This window comes from Kitasatospora sp. NPDC096128 (genome assembly GCF_040303105.1).
Taxonomy (GTDB): Bacteria; Actinomycetota; Actinomycetes; order Streptomycetales; family Streptomycetaceae; genus Kitasatospora.
Map to the genome: position 1 here is coordinate 94,155 of NZ_JBEOSP010000011.1, position 23,531 is coordinate 117,685.

General features: G+C 72.3%; 18 protein-coding genes and 3 tRNA genes. 1 reads left to right on the forward strand and 20 read right to left on the reverse strand.

The window, feature by feature from the left end:
* Positions 1-170: 170 nt before the first annotated feature.
* The 12 genes from ABTY61_RS15090 to ABTY61_RS15145 all read right to left on the reverse strand — a co-directional run bounded on the left by ABTY61_RS15090 (position 171) and on the right by ABTY61_RS15145 (position 17,674).
* Positions 171-620: a hypothetical protein gene (locus ABTY61_RS15090; protein WP_350505415.1), complete on the reverse strand. Its 450-nt coding sequence runs from the start codon at positions 618-620 to the stop codon at positions 171-173.
* Positions 617-2,713 carry an integrase gene (locus ABTY61_RS15095; RefSeq protein ID WP_350505416.1) on the reverse strand — a complete coding sequence of 699 codons (2,097 nt, stop codon included), beginning with the start codon at positions 2,711-2,713 and terminating at the stop codon, positions 617-619. Before ABTY61_RS15095 ends, ABTY61_RS15090 begins: the two co-directional genes overlap by 4 nt.
* A complete protein-coding gene (locus ABTY61_RS15100) occupies positions 2,710-4,647 on the reverse strand; it encodes a hypothetical protein (protein ID WP_350505417.1) in 1,938 nt (645 codons plus the stop codon). Before ABTY61_RS15100 ends, ABTY61_RS15095 begins: the two co-directional genes overlap by 4 nt.
* Positions 4,647-6,110, reverse strand: a complete 1,464-nt coding sequence (locus tag ABTY61_RS15105; protein ID WP_350505418.1) for a site-specific integrase — start codon at positions 6,108-6,110, stop codon at positions 4,647-4,649. The genes ABTY61_RS15100 and ABTY61_RS15105 overlap by 1 nt, the downstream gene beginning before the upstream one ends.
* 78 nt (positions 6,111-6,188) lie before the next feature.
* The gene (locus ABTY61_RS15110) at positions 6,189-8,168 is read right to left on the reverse strand and encodes a ComEC/Rec2 family competence protein (RefSeq protein WP_350505419.1); all 1,980 of its coding nucleotides are present in this window, start codon (positions 8,166-8,168) and stop codon (positions 6,189-6,191) included.
* A gap of 45 nt (positions 8,169-8,213) precedes the next feature.
* Complete coding sequence (locus tag ABTY61_RS15115) at positions 8,214-9,125, reverse strand: ComEA family DNA-binding protein (protein ID WP_350505420.1); 912 nt, start codon at positions 9,123-9,125, stop codon at positions 8,214-8,216.
* A 131-nt stretch (positions 9,126-9,256) separates the two neighbouring features.
* Complete coding sequence (locus ABTY61_RS15120) at positions 9,257-10,102, reverse strand: DegV family protein (RefSeq protein WP_350505421.1); 846 nt, start codon at positions 10,100-10,102, stop codon at positions 9,257-9,259.
* An 81-nt stretch (positions 10,103-10,183) separates the two neighbouring features.
* Positions 10,184-11,005, reverse strand: coding sequence for a hypothetical protein (locus ABTY61_RS15125; protein WP_350505422.1), 822 nt, complete (start codon positions 11,003-11,005; stop codon positions 10,184-10,186).
* 274 nt (positions 11,006-11,279) lie between these two features.
* The gene (gene leuS / locus ABTY61_RS15130) at positions 11,280-14,177 is read right to left on the reverse strand and encodes a leucine--tRNA ligase (RefSeq protein ID WP_350505423.1); all 2,898 of its coding nucleotides are present in this window, start codon (positions 14,175-14,177) and stop codon (positions 11,280-11,282) included.
* A 329-nt stretch (positions 14,178-14,506) separates the two neighbouring features.
* Entirely contained in the window at positions 14,507-15,829 is a 1,323-nt protein-coding gene (locus ABTY61_RS15135; protein WP_350505424.1) for an NsdA family TPR-like regulatory protein, read from the reverse strand.
* A 98-nt stretch (positions 15,830-15,927) separates the two neighbouring features.
* Positions 15,928-16,000 (reverse strand) — tRNA-Ala (locus ABTY61_RS15140).
* Positions 16,001-16,231: 231 nt separating this feature from the next.
* Positions 16,232-17,674, reverse strand: a complete 1,443-nt coding sequence (locus ABTY61_RS15145; RefSeq protein WP_350505425.1) for an MFS transporter — start codon at positions 17,672-17,674, stop codon at positions 16,232-16,234.
* Positions 17,675-17,777: 103 nt separating this feature from the next.
* On the opposite strand from ABTY61_RS15145, the gene ABTY61_RS15150 reads away from it, so the two are divergent.
* Positions 17,778-18,677, forward strand: a complete 900-nt coding sequence (locus ABTY61_RS15150; protein WP_350505426.1) for a helix-turn-helix transcriptional regulator — start codon at positions 17,778-17,780, stop codon at positions 18,675-18,677.
* Between the two features lie 110 nt (positions 18,678-18,787).
* Here the strand turns inward: ABTY61_RS15150 and ABTY61_RS15155 are convergent.
* The 8 genes from ABTY61_RS15155 to ABTY61_RS15190 all read right to left on the reverse strand — a co-directional run bounded on the left by ABTY61_RS15155 (position 18,788) and on the right by ABTY61_RS15190 (position 23,495).
* Positions 18,788-18,860 (reverse strand) — tRNA-Ala (locus ABTY61_RS15155).
* 56 nt (positions 18,861-18,916) lie between these two features.
* Positions 18,917-18,989 (reverse strand) — tRNA-Ala (locus ABTY61_RS15160).
* Between the two features lie 202 nt (positions 18,990-19,191).
* Positions 19,192-19,839, reverse strand: coding sequence for a histidine phosphatase family protein (locus tag ABTY61_RS15165; RefSeq protein ID WP_350505509.1), 648 nt, complete (start codon positions 19,837-19,839; stop codon positions 19,192-19,194).
* Positions 19,836-20,294 carry a ribosome silencing factor gene (gene rsfS, locus ABTY61_RS15170; protein WP_350505427.1) on the reverse strand — a complete coding sequence of 153 codons (459 nt, stop codon included), beginning with the start codon at positions 20,292-20,294 and terminating at the stop codon, positions 19,836-19,838. The genes ABTY61_RS15165 and rsfS overlap by 4 nt, the downstream gene beginning before the upstream one ends.
* A 137-nt stretch (positions 20,295-20,431) precedes the next feature.
* Complete coding sequence (locus ABTY61_RS15175) at positions 20,432-22,276, reverse strand: LytR C-terminal domain-containing protein (protein WP_350505428.1); 1,845 nt, start codon at positions 22,274-22,276, stop codon at positions 20,432-20,434.
* A 13-nt stretch (positions 22,277-22,289) separates the two neighbouring features.
* A complete protein-coding gene (gene nadD / locus ABTY61_RS15180; RefSeq protein ID WP_350505429.1) occupies positions 22,290-22,922 on the reverse strand; it encodes a nicotinate-nucleotide adenylyltransferase in 633 nt (210 codons plus the stop codon).
* Between the two features lie 124 nt (positions 22,923-23,046).
* Positions 23,047-23,196: a hypothetical protein gene (locus ABTY61_RS15185; protein WP_350505430.1), complete on the reverse strand. Its 150-nt coding sequence runs from the start codon at positions 23,194-23,196 to the stop codon at positions 23,047-23,049.
* 152 nt (positions 23,197-23,348) lie between these two features.
* Entirely contained in the window at positions 23,349-23,495 is a 147-nt protein-coding gene (locus ABTY61_RS15190) for a hypothetical protein (protein WP_188306314.1), read from the reverse strand.
* Positions 23,496-23,531: the final 36 nt, after the last annotated feature.

Here is a 23,531-nt window from a genome sequence, read left to right on the forward strand (position 1 = left end):
GCCGCACCAGCGACCAGCTCACCCGCAGGCCCTCGGCGAGGCGGCGCCGAGGCGCTGATCCGCGACGGTGCCCGGGACCTGATCGACCCCATCGCCCACTGAGACTGGTGCTGGGCCCTGCCGCAGCGGGGCCCGCACCACTTCGCTCGAAAGACTTGGGCCCCCGTCGCTCACGGTCCTTGCCGGGGCCCGCGGGGGCGGATGGGCGTGACCACGGTTGTGGTGTCCTGGTGGAGTTGCTGGCGGAGGGCTTCGTTGTCGTGGAAGAGGGCGGCGATCGCGGTGTGGGCGGCCTTGAGTTTGTTCTCCAAGAACGTGCATTCCTGGGTCTTCTTGGTCAGGCGCTTCTTGAGGTCGGCGATGGTCGCGTCGCGTTTGGCTTCGCCGGGGGTGGTCTTGCCGTGGGCGGCGAGGTGGGCATCCCATTCGGAGAGGATTGCCTTCGCGCGGTTCATGGTCGCGCGGCTGACCTGGGCTTCTTTGTAGAGGTTCTCTTTGGTGAGGCGGCCGTCGGTCCGTTGCGGGCGGCCTTCGAGGAGGCGGGTCATCGCTGCCCGAAGGGCGGCGGCGGTCTTGGGGCTGACCTGGTCTTCGAAGTTGCCGCCGGCGGGTCCGGTCACTGGGGTTCCCCCGACATCGTGAGGACGTTGCGGGTGATGTCGAGTTCGCGTTCGGCGAGGTCGCGGCGGCAGGCCGGGGTAGCGGGGTTGTTGATGAGCTGGAGCTGTTTGCGCTGGTGGGAGTCGTAGATCGGTAGGTGCTCGGGGCCGATCATGCTGTTGGCGCATCGGTCGGGACGGCAGCGCTCGTCGAGGGGGCCTGTGTGGCCTTCCGGGACGATCGCGTTCTCGAGGCAGACGGCGCCGATTGGGTTGGCGTGGTCGGCGGTGCAGTTGTTGAGCATGCCGAAGCGGATGTGGATCCTGGTCGTTCGCAGGAGGGTGTCGGCGGTGCGGGCGTCTCCGTTGCGGGCCTTGACGGTGGCGTTGATCTGGTCGAACGCGTCCTTGACGCGATCGGCGCCGGGCCCGAATCCGATGTCCTCTCCCGCTGTGTGACGCTCGTAGAGGTCTTTGATCTTGCGGAACTTGACGTTGTCGAGGGCGTCTTCGAGGTATTTGGCCCAGTTGTCGTCGGAGGCGGCATAGCTGCGGGTGGTGGCGTTGGCCAGCGCCCGCTTGGCGAGGTGCTTGAGCTGGATGCCAGTGGCGATCTCGGACCCGGGGAACTGGTCGGTGAGCATCGCCATCGTCCTGCGGAACATGTGGGGGCGGATGTAGGTGGTGGGAATCTCGTCGAGGCCGGTCCAGGCCCGGTGCCTGTTCACGAAGCGCACGAACGCCGCCAGCATCCTGGTGCCGACGATGGTGCCGTCCTGATTGGTGGCGCCCACTGGGGCGAAGACGCGCTCGGGGTGCCGGGAGACAGTCTCGGCGACCGCGAGGGCTTCAACGAGCGGTTCGGCGATCCACCAGTGCTTGCCGGGGCGGTTGGGGGTGCCCTTGATCTTCGTGGAGGAGATGGCCGGGGTGCTGTAGTGCTCGACGACGGATGCCCGCAAGATCTCGTGGATTTCCGAGTCGCGCATCATGGAGAGGCCCACGACCAGTGCGAACGCCGCATCGCGTAGGACCGCCTTGAGGTCGTTCAGCGCCCGCGGGCCGATGCCGGGGTGCCAGGGTCCCGTGCTGCCATCCGGCCGAGTCGTCTGTACGAGTTCTCCGTTCAGCGCCTGGGTCGTGGTCCGCCCCTTGGCCACTTCCTCCAGAACCCGTGCACGTCGCCGCCTCTCGATCTGACTGCCCGTCTCGCAGAAGGCGCCATGGTGCTGCCGCTCGTAGCCGAGGAGAAGCGCCAGCAGGCTCCAATTCACGTGCGGAACCCGGTTCTTGGAATCCTTGGCGTGGAGCGGAATCTTGTTTCGGGAGTCGGCAAGCCATTCCTCGAGTCGTTGGTCGATGCCTTGGGACGACGACTTCGCGGCGGCGAGGAGATCGTTGTGACGACGATCGGCGCGCATGACGTCAGGGGCGAAGTCGTGGATGTAGGCCCAGGCCGCGCGGATCAGCGGGAACCACGTCTCAGGGGGAACTGCGGGGGTGGAAAGACCTTTGCTGGCGCTCAGCTGGGCGACCTTGCGGGCGCTCTGACCAGGCCATGGGTCGCCGACAGGCCAGGACAGACTCAGGACGGGGCCGGCTGCCGCCAGATTCTTGAAGGCGGCCACGTAGCCGCTGACCGTATGCGGAGCCAGCCCGGTCGCGGCCAAGTCGATGATGCGTTGCCGCAGGTCCTGCACCGTCCATGCGCCAGGGTGAGCCGGAAGTCCGTTCTCGCGGCCCCACTTCGCAGCGGTCCGCAGGCGCGAGGCAACTTGGATCAAGGTGCTGGGGGCGCCGTAGCCTTCGAGGACGACACCGCTCCTGAGGACCTCGGGGTGCCGCGGGTTGAAGGTCACCATCAGGAACTCACGAGCGAGCAGGTTCCAGTACGGATCCTCCAGCTCGAGGCTGAAGTGGACCATCCACGAAGCCGCCGTGCAGTTGGCCGGCCGTTTGAGAACGCCGTTGAAGTTCCAGATGCCCCTGTCACCGAACCGGGGGATGCGGGCGCCGGGCTCGCGGGCCTCGGGCAGTAGCGAGCGCCCCTGGACGACGGGTTCGTCGTCCCGAAACAGAGAGGGACGCCGCTGTTCGGGCAAGGGAAGGATCATGCGTCGAACTCCGTGTTCGCGGCGAGCGGCAGGTCGAGGACTGCTTGTCCGGCTTCGATGTGCTTGCGGGCCTGGTCCAGTTCCTCGGGTGTGCGGTCGTTCAGGACGGCGCGCAGGTTCACCCAGCTCTGTCCCCAGAGCCGCTCGAACGCCTGCGGAGTCAGAACGGTGCGAAGTCGTTCCAAGTGTGCTTTGAAGAGGAGGAGTTGAGGCAGGTTGGTGGGCAGGATCCAGGCGTTGCGGCATTCCAGGCAGCGCAGTGGTGCGACGGCGCAGAGCTCGCCTGGTCGGCTGTAGGGGCTCTGGTAGGGGTTCCTGCAGTGGGAGACGCCCATGTCGAGCTGACCGGCCATGATGTCCTCGGCCTCCTGGACGGACAGGCCCGAGTCCTCCAGCACGGCCTGGTCGACTTCCCCCGGGGCGTCGGAGATGACGGTGGGGCCGTCGACGCGGTCAAGAGCTTTGTCGAGCCAGTGCTGCTGAGCCGTGGCGATCGTCCGTCCGGACATGATTCGCAGCGTGGTGCCCTGCGCGTAGTGGGTGGCGAAGGTTTCCTCGGTGTGGTCGTCCGCGGCGGCACTGATGCGTCCTTCGGTCACGATGGCCTTCTCGACCTTGACCGATTTCCGCATGCGGCCGATGTGCCGGTCGCCCGTGATCTCGACGCCCGCGGCGTCCAGCCAGCTCCCGAACGAGCTCTGGCAAACGGGCTTCCACTCGTCGAAGACCGCGGTGTAGTTGTTGCGGATGGTGGCGACGACGAAGAGCGTGTGGGTGACGTGCGGGGCCTTGGCTCGGACCCGGGCGGTCATGTCCATGAGCTGGCGGACTACCTCGCTGGCCTCCCGGCGTGGCCAGTTCACCGTGAGTTGTCCGTCAGCGTCTCCCTCGGAGACCGGCTCATCATCGCGTGCGGGACGGTCGCGAAAGGCTCTGTGCCGCCGGAGTCCGGCCCGGTTCTTCAGGAGGGTCAGCCGGACGCCCTTGGGGAGGAACTCCACCTCCGCCTCGCCGAAGCCGGTGACCTCTTCCGAGGCGTAGCCGGTGGCGTCCATTAGCAGGATGCGGAAGGCATGAAGATCAAAACTGTTCGGATACAACCTCGCGAACAGCTTGCGAGCCAGCTGCCTCCGTGCCGCCTGTGCAACGAAGACTCGGCCCGGACCTGCGGCGAACTCCTGCAGTTCCGGCGGCCATTCACGGGGCGGGGGCACGACCCGGTGGATGTCCTTGGGTGTGATCTGCTCGTGGGCGAAGCCCCAGAGCAGATCGGGGATGCTGGTCCAGCTGCCTTGGTCAGGGTGACGGCCCTGTCCGGCCAGGGCCCAGCCCTCCTCCAGGCGTGCGCGGGTGGCGTGGACGCTGTGCCAGGCGGCGCGGACCAGGGCTCGTTTCTCCTGACGCTTGAACTCGTCCCGTTCCATCTTCTCGCCGCTGCCCAGCAGCGCGGGGCCGCGGGCCAGCCGGGCGAGGTCCGGGGCAACTGGACGGTCGCGGTGGTCGTCCCGGCGGACGATCAACACCCGCAGACAGGCAGCCAGCGTCCCGGGATAGGTGGAGCTCGGAGCGTAGCTCTCGGGCAGTGACAGCTCCCACTTCAGCAGTAGGTCAAGGAGGTTCCGATCGGTCAGGCTGGCCGTCTCCGCCGCCGGCCCGAGCTCCTTGTCCACGTACTTGCAGAGTCGGGTGATCGCCAGGTGGTAGACCTTGGCGTGCTTCGTGATGGCGGTGGCGGCCACGTACTCAACCCACTCGTCGGCCAGCTGCATGGCCAGGCGCGAACAGCAGAAGTCCGACGGCTCCACCGCCAGGAGCGCTTGGGGGAGCTCGACCACCCGAGGGCCGATCCCGCCGGGTGGGACAGGGTTCGCCAGCACCGCCCTCAGGCGATCGCGGTCTTCGTTGTTCCGGCCCTTGCGGCGTGCCTTCGGCATCAGCGGCCGCCCTTCGCGCCGTTGATCGCGTGGGACGCGATGTCGGCATAGGTCGCCTCGTCGTCACCGATCCAACTGGAGAACGCGGCCTCGAACTCGTTGATCAGGTCATCGGTGTACTGGAGGTACTCGTAGGTGGTTTCCGGATTCGCATGACCGAGTCTGCGGCTGACGATCAGCAGCGGGTTGTGCCGGATGTGCCCGGTCAAGTACGAACGGTGCCGCCGGCGGCGCGCCTGCTGGTCCGGCTCCTGGCCGTCCATGATGTTCTCCAGGTAGGTCAAAAGCCGCAGAGCGTAGGTGTGCCTTAGGTCGTGCCAGCGCCACCGTCGCGCCGGCAGCAGCGGCGTGGACCGGTCGGCGAGGTTCGTCATGCGCGTCCAGGCCCGGTGGCGGTAGCCCTTCCAGGCATCCGCCCCCGGCATCAGACCGCCGCGGCAGACGAACAACGTCAGGGCCTCCAGGCCGAACTCGCCCTCATAGGCGGCGATCCGCCGCAGCTTGGCGTCCATGGCCGACATCTGGAACTCGCGCACGACGCCGTCCAGGACGCCCCTCACCCGGCCGCCGGCGACATCTACCTCGCCCACCACGAACAGGTCGCGGGCTTTGCGCTCCAGGGTCCGGGCTGCCCTGCGGACGATATCCGGACGTTCAAGCAGGCAGAACAGGTCGGCGGACGCGACGGCATCCTCGGGAACGTAGACGGTCCGGGCTTTGCCGTACTTCGCGCAGGCTTGGACGATGAACTCGGCCGCCCCACCCGGCATCCCCGGCCAGAGCCCAATCTCCGGCAGCAGCACGGTCGACCACTCCCGCCAACGAGCCCCCGACCCGAGTGCGATATCGCCGCCGGCTCGACCGCGCAGCGGCGACCACCCCCGGAACGCCGGGTCCACCTCGGCGCTGGGCAGCTGCCCGCCCAGCCCCACGTCCCGGAAGTACCGGTACTGCTCGAACGTGAGGTGCCGGATGTCCATGCCCGACCGGACCCGCGGCGCCAACGCGTTGCGTCCCCGCGCAGCCAGCCTCGCCGGGCGGCGCGGCAAGATCTTCCGGTCGACGAGGAAGCCGTAGAAGTCGTCCAGGACGAACGACTCCCGGCCCCATACCGACGCGCCGACCGGCCTCTCCTGCCACTGAGTCCGATGGCCGCGGTACGAAACAAGATCGGACTCCGTCGCCGACAACACATCGCTGTCCAGACCGGCAAGATGGTCGTCCAGTCGGCCGATCACCCGCCCGTAGTCCTTCAGCGTGGTCTCGTCCAACAACGCCGTCGACAGATACCTGCCAAACTCGCACAGGGACGGGATCGGCGCCTGCGTCTCCTCGTCGAGGTACACCGGCGTCCCGTCGAGGATGCCCCGTCGCTTCAGCAGCGCGGCCACCCTCGCAGCAGAGATCACATCGGTGTCCAGGTACTTCTCCAGCAGCCCTGACTGCACGAAGGCAAGATCCACGTTCATCCCTCCCCGGGGGCCGGAGGGGAACTCCTGTCAGCTCACCTGTCTCGTCCCATCGAGACTGAACCACAGGTCTCATGAGACAGATTTGAACAGCTGAAAGAAGAAGTGCGTCAGGAGCAGGAGCGGCACCGTCGTGATGCCGAGCTCGCGCAGGCACCGGTCGGCAGCCTCCGGATCCGGCCCCGTGTCGATCACCACAGCGCTGTCCGCCACGCCGGTCGCCAAGGCCAACATGTCTCCCTGCCCGACGTCGCACATCGCCAGTCGCCACCCGGGCGGCGGCCAGCCGGTGGCGATCCGGGCGAGCTGCGGCGGGCGCAGCAGCACCCCCAACAGCACCACCAGCAGGACCCCTGTCACCAAGGCCCGGGCCCAGCGACGCCGGGCGCCCGCCCGACGGCCGGGCTCCGCCCGCCGGGGCAGCAGCAGCGGCGCCGCCCAGCAGGCAGCGATGGTCGCCAGGGCGACCGTCACCACCCCGAACCAGCCACCGGGCCAAGCCAGTTGGCCGCCGGGCAGCTCGGCCCCGCGCCGCCCGACGAAGGCGAGCCAGCTGGCCGGGACCCCGGCCGGCTCGGCCAGCAGCCGGGCCAGGGACGGGAAGAACGGCTGCAGCACGAGCACCCCGAAGCCGAGCAGCGTCGCCGGGGCCACCGCCAGCTCGGCCAGCAGGTTGCACGGGACGGCGACCAGGCTGATGTGCCCGGACAGCACCACCGTCACCGGTGCGCACAAGGCCTGCGCCGCCCCCGCGGCCGCCAGCGCGCCCGCCAGGTGGTGCGGCCAGCGCCGGGCCCGCAGGGACTCCGCCCAGTGCGGGCCGAGCACGAGCAGTCCGGCGGTGGCGAGCACCGAGAGCAGGAAGCCGAAGGAGCGGGCCAGGAACGGGTCCAGCAGAACCAGGACCAGGACGGCCCCGGCGAGCGCCGGTACGGACTGCCGGGGGCGGCCCGTCGCCAGGGCCAGCATGCCGATCAGCCCCGTCCCGGCCGCCCGCAGCACGCTGGGTTCGGGCCGGCAGACGGTCACGAAGGCCAGTGTCAGCGCGGTGCCGGCCAGGGCGCTGGTCCGCAGCGACAGCCCCAACAGCGCGGCCAGTCCGCGCCGTTCCGGGGTACCGGCCTGTCCCGGTGCGCCCAGCAGCACGCCGAGCACGATCGCCAGATTGGCCCCGCTCACCGCGACCAGGTGCACCAGGTCGGTGGCGCGGAACGCGTCCACCAGGTCGTCGGGCAGCCGCGAGGTGTCGCCGACGACCAGCCCGGGGAGCAGCCCCCGCGCGTCCGGCGGCAACCCGTCACTGGCCGTGCGCAGGCCTTCGCGCAGCCGCCCGGCGATCCGCTGCGGCAGGCTCGGCGGTGCGAGCTGCCGGGGCGGGCCGTGGACGACCAGCAGCGCCGCCGACTCGGTGTCGTAGCCCTCCCCCGCCGGTCGGACCTCGGCCTCGACGGCCAGCCGCTCGGAGGGCAGCAGCCGCAGCCACGGCTCGCTCTCCGCCCCGCGGGCCATGACCGTCACGGGGGTGTGCGTCCGGGTGGCCCGCCCGTCCGGGAGGACGGTCGCGCGGTCGACCACGGCGTCGACGGTGAGGAGTGGCTGTCCGCCGGTGGCGGCACCCCGGGAGGTGTGGACCTTCGGGTCCCCCGCGACGGTCAGCTCCACCTCGACCGCCGGGGCGGGCGTGCCCGGGGAGCGCGGCGGCGCGTGCTCGGCCGCACGGGCGAGCTCCGGCAGCGGGCCCCGGTGCAGGTCGGCCGTGTGCAGCGGGGTCGCGACCGCGGCCGCCGCCCCGGTGAGCAGGACGGCCGCCAGCGTCACCGCCGCCCCGCGCCGACGCAGCAGGCCCGGCCGGGCGAGCAGCGGGACGGCCGCGAGCGCCGCGGCGCCGGCCAGCGAGAGGAGCAACGGCTCCGCCCCCGGTCCGACGGGCAGCAGCACCGCGGTGACCAGCCAGGCCGAGACGGCGGGCAGCAGCAGCCGGAAGTCGGCACCCGAGGAGCGGGTACGCGGGAGCGGCACGGTGGCGGTGGCGGACACGGTGGTGGCGGACACGGTGGTACCTCCCTTCGGGGTCGGCGGGGCGGAACGGATGGGGCGTCAGAGGACGAGGAGTGGACGGAGTTCGGCGAAGGTACGGGCGCCGATCCCGCTGACCTGCCGGAGCTGGTCGATCGAGCGGAACGACCCGTGCGAGGCGCGGTAGGCCAGGATGCGTTGGGCGAGGGTCGGGCCGACGCCTGGGAGCGCGTCGAGTTGTTCGAGGGTGGCGCGGTTGAGGCTGACGGGTGGTCGGGGCGCACCGGCTCCGGGCAGTCCGCCCGCACCGCCCCCCGGGGCGGGGACGGGTACGGGTACGGGCGCCTGCTCGCCGACCGTGATCTGCTCGCCGTCCATCAGCACGCGGGCCAGGTTGAGGCCCCGGGTGTCCGTCTCCGGCAGCGGACCGCCCGCCGCCCGCAGCGCGTCGGCGACCCGTGAGCCGCCGGGCAGGGTGTGCAGGCCGGGCAGGTGGACCCGGCCGCCGACGTCGATGACGACGGCGGGCTCGGCGCCCGGGCCCGCGGAGGCCGCCGGTGGACCGGCCCCGCTGCCGGGTGGGCCGTCGGCGGCGGGCGGGCCCGGCTCCGTCGGTGCCGAGGCGGCGGCCAGCGCCGGTACGGCCACCGCCTCCGGCCGGGCCAGCCAGAAGTGCTGCACGGCGTAGCCCACCGCGAAGAGCAGCAGGACGGCCAGCCCTGCCACCGCCCGCCGGTCGAGCGCCAGCACCGAGGCGAACCGCAGGCGCGCCCCGGCACCGGGCGGGTCGGGGAGGTGCACCGGCTCCGGCGGGGCCACCCCCGGCGCCACCGAACGCGGCACGGCCGCGGCCGGCCCACCGCCCGCCGGATCGCCGCCCCTCAGCTCGCCGTCCGTCGGATTGCCGTCCGTCGGCAACAGCGCCGCCATCCGCAGCCGCACCGTCTCGTTGATCGCTTGGCGCTTCGCCGCGCCCAGGCCCAAGGTCGTCATGGCGAGGACGCTAGGAGCACGTCGGAGAACGCGCGGAAATTTCCGAAAGCCTGTGGATAACCCGGGGGTTGTGGATAAAAAGTGTCACTCACACGAGTGGCCACGCCATCCGATGGTTGACCGGCCCCGCGTCAGCGCGGCGCGACCACCACCGCGAGCAGCCCCGGCCCGACGTGCGCGCCGATCACCGCCCCGACCTCGCCCACGTACAGCTCCCGCAGCCCCGGCACCCGCGCCCGCAGCCGCTCCGCGAGCTGCTCGGCCCGCTCCTCGGCCGCCAGGTGGTGGACGGTGATGTCCACCTCTCCCTCCCCCGAGCGCTCGACCGCGATCTCCTCCAGCCGCGCGATCGCGCGTGACGCCGTGCGCACCTTCTCCAGCGGCTCGATCCGCCCCGCGTCCAGGTGCAGCAGCGGCTTGACCGCCAGCGCCGACCCGAGCAGCGCCCGCGCCGCGCCGATCCGCCCGCCCCGGCGCAGGTGCTCCAGGGTGTCCACGTAGAAGAATCCGCTGGTCCCGGCCGCCCGCCGGGTCGCCGCCTCGGCCGCCGCCTCGAGGCCCCGACCGGCCTCGATCGCCGCGGCCGCCGCCAGCACGCCGTACCCGAGGGCCATCCCGACCAGCCGGCTGTCCACCACCCGCACGGGTACGGGCGCTTCGGCGGCCGCCAGCCGAGCGGCCTCGACCGTGCCGGACAGCTCGCCGGAGATGTGCACCGACACGATCCCCCGCGCCCCGGCCTCGGCGGCCGCCCGGTAGGTGGCGGCGAAGGTCTCCGGGTTGGGGCGGGAGGTGGTCACCCGCTGTTTGGCGCGCAGCGCCTCGGCAACGTCCTTCGGGGAGATCTCGACGCCCTCGCAGAGGACCGCGTCACCGACCGCGACGCTCAGCGGTACCACCGTGATCCCGTGCCGGTCGAGGGCCGCCTGCGGCAGATAGGCCGTGGAATCGGTGACAAGTGCGAGGTCGGAGGGCATGAGGCGGAGGTTACTCCCCGTTCGTCCGGGAGGACAGCGACCGTCCTCGAGCTCCGCGGGGGCCCGGGGCGCGAGCGGGACTCAGCCCGCGGACGGCCCCGCGGACGGCCCCGCGGAGGGCCCGGCCGACGGCTTCCGCAGCCGCTGCGCCAGCTTCGCCAGCGGGTCGGCGAGCCCGAGGAGGTCCTCGGCGCTGGGCCGCCCCTTCCCGTCCGTCAGCCCGGCCCGGGCCGCACCGACACCCGCACCGGCTCCCGCGCCCGCTCCGGCACCAGCGCCGGAAGCACCTGCACCCGCACCGGAAGCACCCGCGCCCGCACCCACACCGGAAGCACCCGCACCGCCCCCCGCCGTGTCCCAGTGCCGCAGCGCCCCCGCCTCGCTCTCGCACTCCTGGCTCAGCCGACTCAGCTCGTCGTCCGCGAACCGGTGCATCCGGTCCTGCGCCGCCCACCGCATGGTCTCCGCGGCGTGGGTGATCCGCTCCGCCCGCTCGCGCAGCTCCGGAAGCTTGGCCGCGATCCGCGCGGTGTCCGGTTCGCGTTCCAGCACCCGCAGCTCGCCGTCCAGTTCCGCCGCGTGTGCGTCGAGCCGGGTGAGCAGGGCGAGGGACTCGCCGAGCTGGCCGTCCTGCGCCAGCCCGCCCTCCAGCACCTGCCGGGTGCCGTCCAGCGAGGTCCGCAGCTTGAGTCGGACGGTGGCGATCTGCGCGGGCGGGCCGACCTTGGTGTACGTCTTCGCCTTGAGGGTGGCGGTCTCGACGGCGCGCCGGGCGTTGGCCTCGTGCCGCTCGACCTTCGCGGCGACGGCCTTGGCCGCCTTGACCGTGCCGACCACGGCCAGGACGAGCGTCGCGATCCCGAAGAGCAGGACCAAGCCGATCATCACGCCGAACACGTCCATCGCGCGTCACCTTCCGCCGCAGTTTCGGCCCCACCGGGCCCAACGCGGGCCGCACTGCCGAGGGTTCCACCGTAGCCGCCGGGTCCTGGCCGGGGAGGCCCGAACGGGCTCGGTGGGCGGAGATCAGGGACAGATCCGGGATCTCCCCGAGGGCCGACCGGCCGCGCCCCGCCATCGCGCAACAACCGCACAAAGCACCGGGCGGGCGCCCCGAAGGACACCCGCCCGATCAAACCCCGAACCCAGACCGAATCGGCCCGGTCCCGAACCGACCTCAGCCGGTCACGATGTTCACCAGCTTCGGCGCCCGCGCGATCACCTTGCGCACCGCCGCGTCACCGATCGCCGCGACCACCGCCGGATCCGCCAGCGCCAGCGCCTCCAGCTCCGCGTCCGTGATGCTCGGCGCGACCTCCAGCCGCGCCTTGACCTTGCCCTTGATCTGCACCACACAGGTCACCGACTCGTCGACCACGTACGCCGGGTCCGCCACCGGGTAGTCGGTGTGCGCCAGCGACTCGCCGTGGCCCAGTCGGCGCCACAGCTCCTCGGCGATGTGCGGGGCCAGCGGCGCGACCATCAGCACCAGCTGCTCGGCCACGGCCCGAGGCGTGGAGCCTCGCTTGACCAGGTAGTTGTTCAGCTCGATCGCCTTGGCGACGGCCGTGTTGAACCGCAGCCCGGCCATGTCGCCGCGGATGCCGTCGATCGCCTTGTGCAGGGCGCGCAGCGTGGCCTCGTCCGGCGCCTCCTCCGTGACGACCAGCTCGCCGGTGGTCTCGGAGACGACGTTGCGCCACAGCCGCTGCAGGAAGCGGTACGAGCCGACGACGGCCCGGGTGTCCCACGGACGGGAGACGTCCAGCGGCCCCATCGACATCTCGTACAGGCGCAGGGTGTCCGCGCCGTACTCGTCGGCGATCTCGTCCGGGGCGACGGCGTTCTTCAGGGACTTGCCCATCTTGCCGGCCTCGCGCTTGACCGGCTCGCCCTGCCAGAAGTACTTGCCGTCGCGCTCCTCGATCTCGGCGGCGGGCACCGGGAAGCCGCGCTCGTCGCGGTAGACGTCCGCGGTGATCATGCCCTGGTTGAACAGCTTGTGGAACGGCTCGACGGAGGAGACGTGCCCCAGGTCGTGCAGCACCTTGTGCCAGAAGCGGGCGTACAGCAGGTGCAGCACGGCGTGCTCGGCACCGCCGACGTACAGGTCGGCGCCGCCGGCCGGCTTGGCCTCGGTGGGGCCCAGCCAGTAGCGCTCGTTGGCCGGGTCGACCACGGCGTCGGCGTTCGTCGGGTCGACGTAGCGCAGGTCGTACCAGCAGGAACCGGCCCAGTTGGGCATGGTGTTGGTCTCGCGGCGGTACGTCCGGACGCCGTCGCCCAGGTCCAGCTCGACGTTGACCCAGTCCTCGTTGCGGGACAGCGGGGTCTCCGGCGAGGAGGCGGAGTCGTACGCGTCGTAGGTGCGCGGCGAGTAGTCGTCGACCTCGGGGACCTCGACCGGCAGCATCGACTCGGGCAGCGCGTGCATCACGCCGTCCTCGTCGTAGACGATCGGGAAGGGCTCGCCCCAGTACCGCTGGCGGCTGAACAGCCAGTCGCGCAGGCGGTAGTTGACGGTGCCCTCGCCGATGCCGCGCCCGGCCAGCCAGGCGGTGGCGGCGGCCTTGGCCTCGACCACGCTCAGCCCGTCCAGCGACAGGGACGAATCGCCCTCCGAGCGCACCGAGTTGACGATGACCGAGTCGTAGGTGTCGAAGGCGTCGTCCCACTCCGCCGGGTCCGAGCCGCGCCCGTCGGTCGGCTCGACGACGCAGCGCATCGGCAGCGCGAAGGCGCGGGCGAAGGCGAAGTCGCGGTGGTCGTGGGCGGGGACGGCCATGATGGCGCCGGTGCCGTAGCCCATCAGCACGTAGTCGGCGATGAACACCGGCACGGACTCGCCGCTGACCGGGTTGACGGCGTAGGCGCCGGTGAAGACGCCGGTCTTGACCTTGGCCTCGACCTGGCGCTCGACGTCCGACTTGGCGGCGGCCGCGGCCCGGTAGGCGGCGACGGCCTCGGCGGGGGTGGCGGCGCCACCGGTCCACTCGGCGGGCACGCCCTCCGGCCAGGCGGCGGGGACGATCGAGTCGACCAGCCCGTGCTCGGGCGCCAGCACCATGTAGGTGGCACCGAACAGGGTGTCGGGCCGGGTCGTGAAGACGGTGATCTTCCCCCCGTCGACCGAGAAGTCGACCCGGGCGCCCTCGGAGCGCCCGATCCAGTTGCGCTGCTGCAGCTTGATGGCCTCGGGCCAGTCCAGCAGGTCCAGGTCGGCGATCAGGCGGTCGGAGTACGCGGTGATGCGCATCATCCACTGGCGCAGGTTGGACTTGAACACCGGGAAGTTGCCGCGCTCGGAGCGGCCGTCCGCGGTGACCTCCTCGTTGGCCAGCACGGTGCCCAGGCCCGGGCACCAGTTGACCGGCACCTCCTTGGCGTACGCCAGGCGGTACTCGCCCAGCACCTCGTCGCGCTCACCGGCGGTCAGTTCGGCCCAGGCGCGGCCGCCCGGCACCTCGCGCGCGCCGGACTCGAACGCGGCGACCAGCTCGGCGATCGGACGGGCCTTGCCGGCCGCCTCGTCGTACCAGGAGTTGAAGATCTGCAGGAAGATCCACTGCGTCCAGCGGTAGTAGTCCGGGTCGATCGTGGAGATCGAGCGGCGCGGGTCGTGGCCCAGGCCCAGCCGGCGCAGCTGGTGGCGCATGTTGGCGATGTTGGCCTCGGTGGAGACCCGCGGGTGGGTGCCGGTCTGCACCGCGTACTGCTCGGCGGGCAGGCCGAAGGCGTCGTAGCCCAGCGTGTGCAGCACGTTGTGGCCGGTCATCCGCTGGTAGCGGGCGAAGACGTCGGTGGCGATGTAGCCCAGCGGGTGGCCGACGTGCAGGCCCGCGCCCGAGGGGTACGGGAACATGTCCATGATGAAGCTGTGCGGCTTCGCGGCGACGTCGCCGGCGGCCGGGTCGGCCAGCTCACCGGTGGGGTTGGGGGCGTGGAAGGTGCCCTCCTTCTCCCAGATGTCCTGCCAGCGGGACTCGATCTCCGCCGCCAGCGCGGCGCTGTACCGGAACGGCTCGGTCGCGGTCGCGGTCTCGGCCGCGCCGGACGCAGGGGTCGTCTCGCTCATGGTCCTTCAAGCTCCATCGGTGTCAGTTGGCGAACCGCGCGACGCGGCCGACCGTGGACCCGTCCCACGACGCGGGCGGGGGCGGAAAACAAAAAATCCCCTCGCAGGAGGGGACGCCACGCCGACTCCGGCACCGCCCTGGGGCGCGGCCGGTCCTGGTCAGCGCGGCCGGCTAAGGAGCAGGCGCACGGTTCGCATGGGCTCAGGGTACCGCAAGCAGGTCAGGGCGCTCCTGGCCGTCCCACCGGGGCACCACGCCCCCTGTCCCGGTACACCGGCCCGCCTCGGCCCGCCTGCGCCCCACACCGCGCCCCACGCCACACCCCACCTCACCGCGCGGCGCCACCGCCCCGCCCCGCCGCGCCGTCGCGCAGTCCCGCCGCCTCGAAGTCCCGCAGCGCCCTGGCCAGCCGCTCCGACTGCATCCCCGCCGCGAGCGAGCGCGCCAGCCCCGCCGTCCGGGCGGCCTCCCGCTGGTCGCCGAGCCGCCGGTGGGTCTCGGCCAGGCGGACCATCAGCAGCGCCTTGGAACGGGCCCGCCCCGCCCCGAGCCCGGCGACGGCCTCGGCGAGCAGCGCCTTGGCCATCCGGTACTGACCGAGCGCCAGCCGCCCCTCCCCCACCATCCCGGCCAGGTCGGCCCGGGCCTCCTCGGTGCCGGGTACGCCGTCGAGTTCGGCGAAGGCCCGGGCGGCGGCCTCCTCGGCCAGGTCGGCCTCGCCGCGGCGGCCGTGGGCGCGGGCGATCCGGCCGAACTGGCGGGCCCGCCCGGTGGGACTGAGCGCGGGGCCGTGGGAGTCCAGTGCGGTGCGCAGCGCGGTGACGGCGTCCAGGCCGCGCCCGCCGCTGCCCTGGGTGGCGAGCGCCACCAGCGCTCCGAGCCCGGCTACCCCGAGCCGGACGTCGCCGCTGACGTGGGCGGCGCGCAGCGCGGCGACGAAAGCCCGCTGGGCGGCCGCGTCGTGGCCGAGGTCGTACGCGGCCCAGCCGGCCAGGCGGGCGAGCCTGCTGGCGGTGCCGTACAGCTCGCGGCCGAGCCGTTCGTCGTACGCGCCGAGCTCCAACAGCTTGGCCAGCATGGCGAGTTCGGCCCGGGTGGGGCCGAGGACGAGGCCGCCGCCGCAGGAGCGTTCGAGGCGCTGCTTGCTGCGGTAGGACAGCCCGAGTTCGCCGGCCAGCGTGGGGTCGACGCGCAGCGCGCCCTCGCCGCCGCCGACCGGGGGTGGCGGCGAGGCGAGCCGTTCGGCGGCGTGGTCGAGGTCGGCGCTGCGGAACAGGTCGGTGAGGCGGACCGGGCCGGCGTCGGTGGCGGCCTCGCGCAGCGCGGTCTGGGCGGTGTCCGCGGTCCACGGGTCGGTGAGCAGCCGGGGCGAGAGGATCTTGGCGCCGCGGTGGCCGCCCATCCGGCCCCAGAGCTGCTCGTAGGTGACGGCTATGCCGAGGGTGCGGCTGAGCACCTCGCAGACCGTCTGGTCGTGCGGGCTGCGCGGCACCATGCCGCGGTCGCGCCACTTGTACGGGGCGGTGGAGCTGATCGCCAGGCCCGGCGGCAGGGCGAGGCTCACCTCGCGGGCGAGCCGTTCCGGACTCCAACCGAGCTGGTGCAGTATCCGGGCCAGCTCCTCGTTCCGCCTTCGCTGCAGATCGGCCATGGCACGACGGTAGCGGTCCTTCCCACCTGCCCGCCGGTGGCATGCACACAACGGCGAAGAGCCGCCCCCCGTGACGGGAGGCGGCTCTTCGACCACTGTGGAGCTATGGGGAATTGAACCCCAGACCTCTTGCATGCCATGCAAGCGCTCTACCAACTGAGCTATAGCCCCTTGACCTGCGATGTCACCGGGTCTCCCGTCGTTTCCGTCCGGTTTCCCTCGGCGACATCGACTACTTTACACGGTCCGGGGCGTGCTCCTGAAATCCGTTTCCCGAGGCCACCGCCACAGCCCGCACGGCCGCCCGCACGGCCACCCGCCCGCACGGCCACCCGTACAGACGGACACCCGCGCAGACGGACACCCACCCGCACGGACGGCCCCCGCACACACGGACCCCCGTCAGCGCACCGCCCGCCGGCTGCGCGCGGCGAAGCCCGCCCCGACGACCACCACCACGGCGTTGACCGCCAGCGTCACCAGCACCGCGTGCCCCGAGTCGGCGGCCGGTGCCGGCAGGTCCACCTGCCCGAGGAACACCGAACCGATCACCGCGACCCCGATCATCTGCCCGAGCTGCAGGACGGTCACCGTCACCCCGCTGGCGTCGGCCGCGTCCTCCGGGGCCACCCCCGCCAGCGCCCGGGCGAACAGCGGCGCGTAGGCACAGCCCGCGGCCAGGCCGAGCGCGGCCGTCTCCACCAGCACCGCCGCCCCGATCCCGGCGCCGTCGCGGAGCAGCACCCCCAGCAGCAGGTAGCCGCCGCCGAGCAGCACCCCGGCGACCACCGGCAGCGGCCCGTGCAGCCGCCGCGGCAGCCGGTGCCAGCGCAGACTGCCCAGGCCGAAGCCGATCGCGACGGGCGCCGAGCAGAGCCCGGCCCGCAGCGCGGTGTGGCCGAGGGCCGCCTGCTGGTGGAGGGCGAAGGTGAACATGAAGCCCGCGTAGGCCGCCATGATCGTGAACAGTGCGACCGCCGCGGGGCGCAGTCCGGGGGCGCTCAGCACCCGGCCGGGGATGAGCGGTTGCCCGCCGCGTCGGGCGACCCCGCGCTCGACGGCCACGAACAGGCCGAACAGCAGCACGCTGCCGGCGATCATCGCCCAGCCCCAGGCCGGCCAGCCGAGCTCGCTGCCGAGCACCAGCGGCACCACCAGCAGGCCGAGCGCCGAGCCCAGCACCACCAGGCCGGGGACGTCGAAGCCGCGCGAGGCGTCACCGGGCAGCCGCGGCAGCAGTCGGGCGCCGGCCACCAGCAGCACCAGCCCGATCGGCACGTTGACCAGGAACACCGGCCGCCACCCGGTGCCGAACAGGTCGGCGCTGACCAGCACCCCGCCGAGCACCTGCCCGAGCGCGACGCCGACGGCCAGCACCGCCGAGTAGAGGCCGATCGCCCGGGTGCGGGCGGCACCGGTGAAGGTGCGCTGCAGCAGGCTCGTCACCTGCGGCACCATCAGGGCCGCACCCGCGCCCTGGAGCAGCCGGAAGGCGATCAGCGTGCCGGTGGTCGGGGCGAGGCCGCAGGCCAGCGAGGTGAAGGTGAAGGCGGCCAGGCCCAGTTGGAAGAGTCGGCTGAAGCCGTAGCGGGCGCCGAGGCGGGCGCCGGTGATCAGCAGGACCGCGTAGGCGACGGTGTAGCCGGCGATCACGAATTGCAGGGCGGCGCCGGAGGCACCCAGGTCGGTTCGGATGGTCGGCGCCGCGACGTTGACGATGGAGCCGTCGACCACGGCCATGCACTGCCCGCTCAGGACGATCGCGAGGAGCAGCCCCGGCCGTACGGCCGGGGTTGCTCCGGTGGTGCCGCCGGCCGCGTCGGGCCGGGTCTGGAGGTCCGTCATGGCCACCAGCCTGGGGCGGCGCCGGTACTGGTGGTTAGAGCCTGCTGATCCTGGTACCGGCAGCACCTGTATCGCCCGCGCGCCCTGCGGCACGATGGACGGCATGACCGTGCTGGAGGAACTCCCCGTCGCGACGGGCGACCGCGAACGCCGGCGCACCGAGCTGGCCCGCTTCCTGAAGGCCTGCCGGGCGCGGGTCACCCCGGAGGACGTCGGCCTGCCGCCGGGGCTGCGCCGTCGCACGCCGGGGCTGCGGCGCGAGGAGGTGGCGCAGCTCGCCGGGGTCGGGGTCACCTGGTACACGTGGCTGGAGCAGGGGCGGCCGATCAACGCGAGCGAGCAGGTGCTGCTGGCGGTGGCCCGGGCGCTGCGGCTGGACGGCACCGAGCGCGAGCACCTGTTCCGGCTGGCCGGGACGGCGCCCTCGCCACTGGCCCAGCCGGCCCCGCCGGAGCTGAGCCCGGCGATCCAGGTGATCCTGGACTCGCTGGCGCCGCTGCCGGCGGCGGTCTCCAACACCCGGTTCGACGTGCTGAGCTTCAACCGGCCGTACCGCTCGCTGTTCGGCATCGAGCGGATGCGCCCGGCCCACGGGGTGTTCTTCAACAGCCTCTGGTGCATGCTGACCGCGCCGAAGTGCTGCAACCCGTGCGAGAACCCGGAGGAGACGCTGCCGCGGATGGTGGCGGTGCTGCGCTCCGCGTACGGCAAGCACGTCGGCGAGCCGGCCTGGGAGGCCCACGTGCAGCAGCTGTCGGCCCGCAGCGAGGTGTTCCGGGAGCTGTGGGCCCGGCAGGAGGTGGCGCCGCCGAAGACCCTGCACCGGATCTTCCGTCACCCGGAGCTCGGCGTGATGCGGCTGAACGCCACCTACCTGACGATGCCGGGCGTGCCGGAGTGCTACATCGTCGTGTACGTCCCGGAGAGCCCGTACGACCGCGAGCTGGTGGAGCGGCTCAACTCCCTGCCCCCGGGCGGCTGGCGGCACACCTGCAAACCGTAGGAGCCGCTGGGGCCGCGAGGGGCCGCCCCTCCGGCCCGCACCCGGCGCCCCCCGTGCCCCGAAACGCCGGGAGGCCGCCACCCCTTGGGTGACGGCCTCCTGAACTGCTGTGGAGCTATGGGGAATTGAACCCCAGACCTCTTGCATGCCATGCAAGCGCTCTACCAACTGAGCTATAGCCCCGCGACGCGGGCGACCCTGGCTCCGGAACTCCGATTTCCACGACCGCCGATGCGGAGTGGAGCTATGGGGAATTGAACCCCAGACCTCTTGCATGCCATGCAAGCGCTCTACCAACTGAGCTATAGCCCCGCACTCACCGGATCTCCCGCTTCCCTTCCGGGCTGCGTTCCTTCCCTGCGAACGAGGAAGACTCTAGCTGGTCAGGCCCGGAACTGCGAAATCCGCTTCTTCCGGGCCCCGACGAAGTCCCCGATGAAGCCCCCACGAAGCCCCCCGCGAAGCCGCCGCGAAGCCCGACGAAACCCCCGTCGCCGGGTGCCGTCAGCTGCCGTCAGGTGTCGTCGCCGATCACCGGCTGCGGGAGCGTGCCCGCGTTGTGCTCCAGCAGCCGCCAGCCGCGCGCGCCCTTGCCGAGCACCGACCAGCAGCAGTTGGACAGCCCGCCGAAGCACTCCCACAGGGGAGGCTCCAGGCCCAGCAGCCGCCCGAGCATGGTCCGGATGGTGCCGCCGTGGCTGACCACCACCAGGGTGCCGTTCTCCGGCAGCTTGCCGACGGCCTCCAGCACCACCGGCACCGAGCGGTCGGCGACCTCGGTGGACAGCTCCCCGCCACCGCGGCGCACCGGCTCCCCGGCCGCCCAGGCCGCGTACTCCTCCGGGTGGCGCTCACGGATCTCGGCGTTGGTCAGCCCCTGCCAGGAGCCCGCGTACGTCTCCCGCAGGCCCTCGTGGTGCTGCACGTCCAGCCCGGTGACCGTGGCCAGCTCCTCGGCCGTGCGCCGGGCGCGTGTGAGGTCCGAGGAGATCAGCAGGTCGGGGCGCAGGCCGGAGAGCAGCCGGGCCGCCCGCTGGGCCTGCAGCACGCCCTGGCCGGTCAGGTCGATGTCCGTGGTGCCCTGGAAGCGCGATTCGAGGTTCCAGGACGTCTGGCCGTGCCGCCAGAAGACGATGCGCGGGCCGCGCGCATCCCTGCTCAGTGCAGGTCCTCGGGCTTGCCGAAGTCGTCGGCGGGGGCGACGGCGTTGCCGGCGTCGTCGGTGATCGCGTCGGGACGGTTGCGCGACTCCAGGGCGTCCGCGGGCAGCGGCAGCTCGGGGCAGTCCTTCCAGAGGCGGTCCAGCGAGTAGAAGGAGCGCTCCTCGGAGTGCTGGACGTGCACGACGATGTCCAGGTAGTCGAGCAGGATCCAGCGGCCCTCGCGCTCGCCCTCGCGGCGCACCGGCTTGATGTCCAGCTGCTCGCGCAGCTGGTCCTCGATCTCCTCGGCGATCGAGCGGACCTGGCGGTCGTTGTTCGCGGAAGCGATCAGGAAGGCGTCGGTGATCGACAGCACCTCGCTGACGTCGAAGGCGATGATGTTGTGCGCGAGCTTGTCGGCTGCCGCCTGCGCGGCGACGTTGATGAGCTGCTGGCTGTGGTCGGTGACGGTCACGGTGTTCTTCCGGCTCGGCGGCTTGGGGCGGCCCCGGCACGGTGGCCGGGGTCGCCTTCCAGGATCTCACGCCGTCCCCGCGGCCTCGGACTGCATTTTCCGGGGCCGCGGGGCGGGCCTGGGCCGGAGCCGGGCGCCTACTGGGACTTCGGCGGCTGGTAGTCCTTGCCGAGCACGACCACCAGGTCCGCGTTCTGGGCGTCCCCGACCTTCTTCACCGCCGTGTCCGGCAGCCCCAGGCTGGTCGCCAGGGACTTCGCCGCGGCCTGCCGGGCGTCGTCGGTGTAGCGGATCTCACTGTTGGCCTGCGGCGAGGTCCTGGCGCCGCCCGGGATGAACGTCAGGCCCGAGTTGACGATCTGGACCTGCGCCGCGGCGCCCGCCGCGTCGTTTCCGGAGGCGTCCTGCAGCGAGACCCGGGCGGGGGCGTCGCCGGCCGCCGCGGACTTCACCGTGCCGCCGAGCACGTCCTTGACCTGCTTGCCCGCCGTCGCCTCGTCCAGGCTGCCGTCCGGCTTGACGGTCAGCGCGGTGGTGCCGAAGTGGCCGTCCTTCGCCTGCTGGGCGAGCTGGGCGAGCACGCCGGCCAGGGCGTCCTCGGGCAGCGAGGGGTCGAGCACCGCGTTCATCCGGTGCACGTCGTCCTTGGCGTCCTTGAAGTCGGTCGGCATGGTGCGCACCACGGCGTCCATGACCTGCCCGAACCGGGCCAGCTGGGCGTCCCGGTTCTCGCCGGGCGCCTGCAGGGTGGCGTACGCGACCGCGGCCTTTCCGCTGAGCATGGTGTTCTTGCCGGCCGCGGAGAGCAGCTTGCCGTCCGGCTTGCCGCCCTCGTGGGTCTCGGCGTTGGTGTCCACCCGGACGCCGCCGAGCTGGGAGACCAGCAGTTCCAGGTAGGGGGTGTCCAGCCGCCAGGTGCCGGCCACCGGGGCGCCGAGCACGGTGGACAGGCCGTCCCGGGTCGCCGAGGCGCCGATCGCGTCCATGGCCTGGCCGACCGTGGTCACCGGCGGGTCGCCCGGTCCGGGCAGCCGCAGCACGTCGGGCAGCAGCAGCACCGTGCCCTTGTGCCCGGAGGCGTCGTCGACCAGCAGCGCGCTGGAGACCTTGCCCTGGAGGTCTCGCAGGTGGACGACGTTGACCTGCCGCCCGCCCGCCGCGGCGGCCGCGGTCGGCTTGTCCCCGGTGAACCACAGGTAGCCGCCGACGCCGCCGGCCGCGAGGGCCAGCACCACGCCGAGGCCGACCAGCCGGTTCTTCAGCTTGCGGCGCCGCTCGGCGCGCACCTCGCTGCGGGATTCGGCGAACTTCAGCCAGTCGATGACGTCCTCGGACTCCTCCGCCTCCTCGTCGACGAAGGTGAACTCGCCCGTGGCGTAGGAGTCCTTGGGCGCCCGGCCGCCGGCCTTGCCGGCCCTGGCCCCGGCGACCTGCTCGGAGGGCGCCGCCGGCTCGGCGGGGGCCGCGGCCGTGGCGGGCCCGGGGGTGCGGCGGCGCGGCGGCGGCACGACGGCGGGCGCCGCGGGCGGCTCCGGCCGCGGCTCGACCTGAGGCTGCGGCTGCGGCTCGGCGACCACCGGCGCGGCCTGGTAGGCCTGCTGGTAGCCCTGGGCCTGCTGCTGGTAGCCCCCGTACGGGCCCTGCCCGTAGACCGGCTGCCCGTACTGGTCGTAGCTCTGCTGCTCGTACTGCTGCGGCTCGTACCCCTGCTGCTGACCGTACCCCTGCTGCTGCGGGAACTGCCCGGTCTGCTGGTACCCCTGGGCCTGCTGCCCGCCGTACGGGCCCTGCCCGTACACCGGCTGCCCGTACTGGTCGTAGGTCTGCGGCTCGTACTGCTGCTCGTACTGCTGCCCGTACGCCGACGGCTGCTGCACCGACTGGTACTCCTGGCCCTGGTACGGCTGCTGGTACTGGCCGGTGGACCACTCCTCCGGCCGCTGCCCGCCGTTGCCGCTGCCGTTACCGCTGCGATCGGTCACGCCCGCTCCTGGCTCAGGTCCCGTGCGGCGCGTACAGCGCCCGCTTGTCGATGTAGCGGACCACCCCGTCCGGGACGAGGTACCAGACCGGCTCGCCCTTGGCGACCCGGTTGCGGCAGTCCGTGGAGGAGATGGCCAGCGCCGGGACCTCCACCAGGGAGACCCCGCCCACCGGCAGCCCGGCGTCCGACAGGACGTGCCCAGGACGGGTGCAGCCGATGAAGTGGGCCAGCGAGAAGAGCTCGTCCGAGTCGTGCCAGGACAGGATCTGGGCGAGCGCGTCGGCGCCGGTGATGAAGAAGAGGTCCGCGTCCGGGTGCATGGCGTGCAGGTCGCGCAGGGTGTCGACGGTGTACGTCGGGCCCTGGCGGTCGATGTCGATCCGGCTCACCGAGAACTGCGGGTTCTCGGCGGTGGCGATGACCGTCATCAGGTAGCGGTCCTCGGCCGGGGTGACGTGGCGGTCGCTCTTCTGCCAGGGCTCACCGGTCGGGACGAAGATCACCTCGTCCAGGTGGAACGCGCTCGCCACCTCGCTCGCGGCGACCAGGTGGCCGTGGTGGATCGGGTCGAAGGTGCCGCCCATCACGCCCAGGCGCTTCTTCACCGGTTCCGGTCCGCCGGGATTCCCGGCCTGCTCTCCCATGCCGCCACACCTTACGCGACGCCCGTTGCGGTGCGGGAACGCCCGTGTGGGGGTTGTCCGCAGATGCGTGAGGGAGCGGCCGGCGCACTGGCCGGACGCTCCCCGAGCGGTCCCGGGACCGGGCTCAGCGGTCCCGGTTGAAGCGGGTGGTGATGAAGAGCAGGAGGACCAGGATGAACAGCGCGGCGCCACCCGTCAGCAGCGGGTTGAGGCTGTCGTGGTTGCCCCCCTCGGCGAGGAGGTTCAGGGCGGGGAGTGCGGCAGCAGTGCTCATGGTCGGCGGGACCTTCTCGGCTCGGTGACGGACCTGGGGGTGGTTCCGGGCCGGTGAGGGCCCACCCGTCATCGTACGGGGGGTTACACGGCAACCGCTCGGCGGCCCACCGCCGCTGACCGGGCGTGAGCGAACCGAGTGGGACGCGGCGTCTACTGGCCCCGGAAGGCGCGGGCCATGATCCAGACCAGCAGGCCGATCCCGACGAAGGAGGCGATCACGATGATCCGCAGGAACAGGCCCGGGCCGGCCTCGTCGGAGATGGGTGCGGCCAGGCTGACCAGCGCTTCGGTGGACATCTGAGGGACTCCTCGAACTGCTCGGTACCGCGGCCG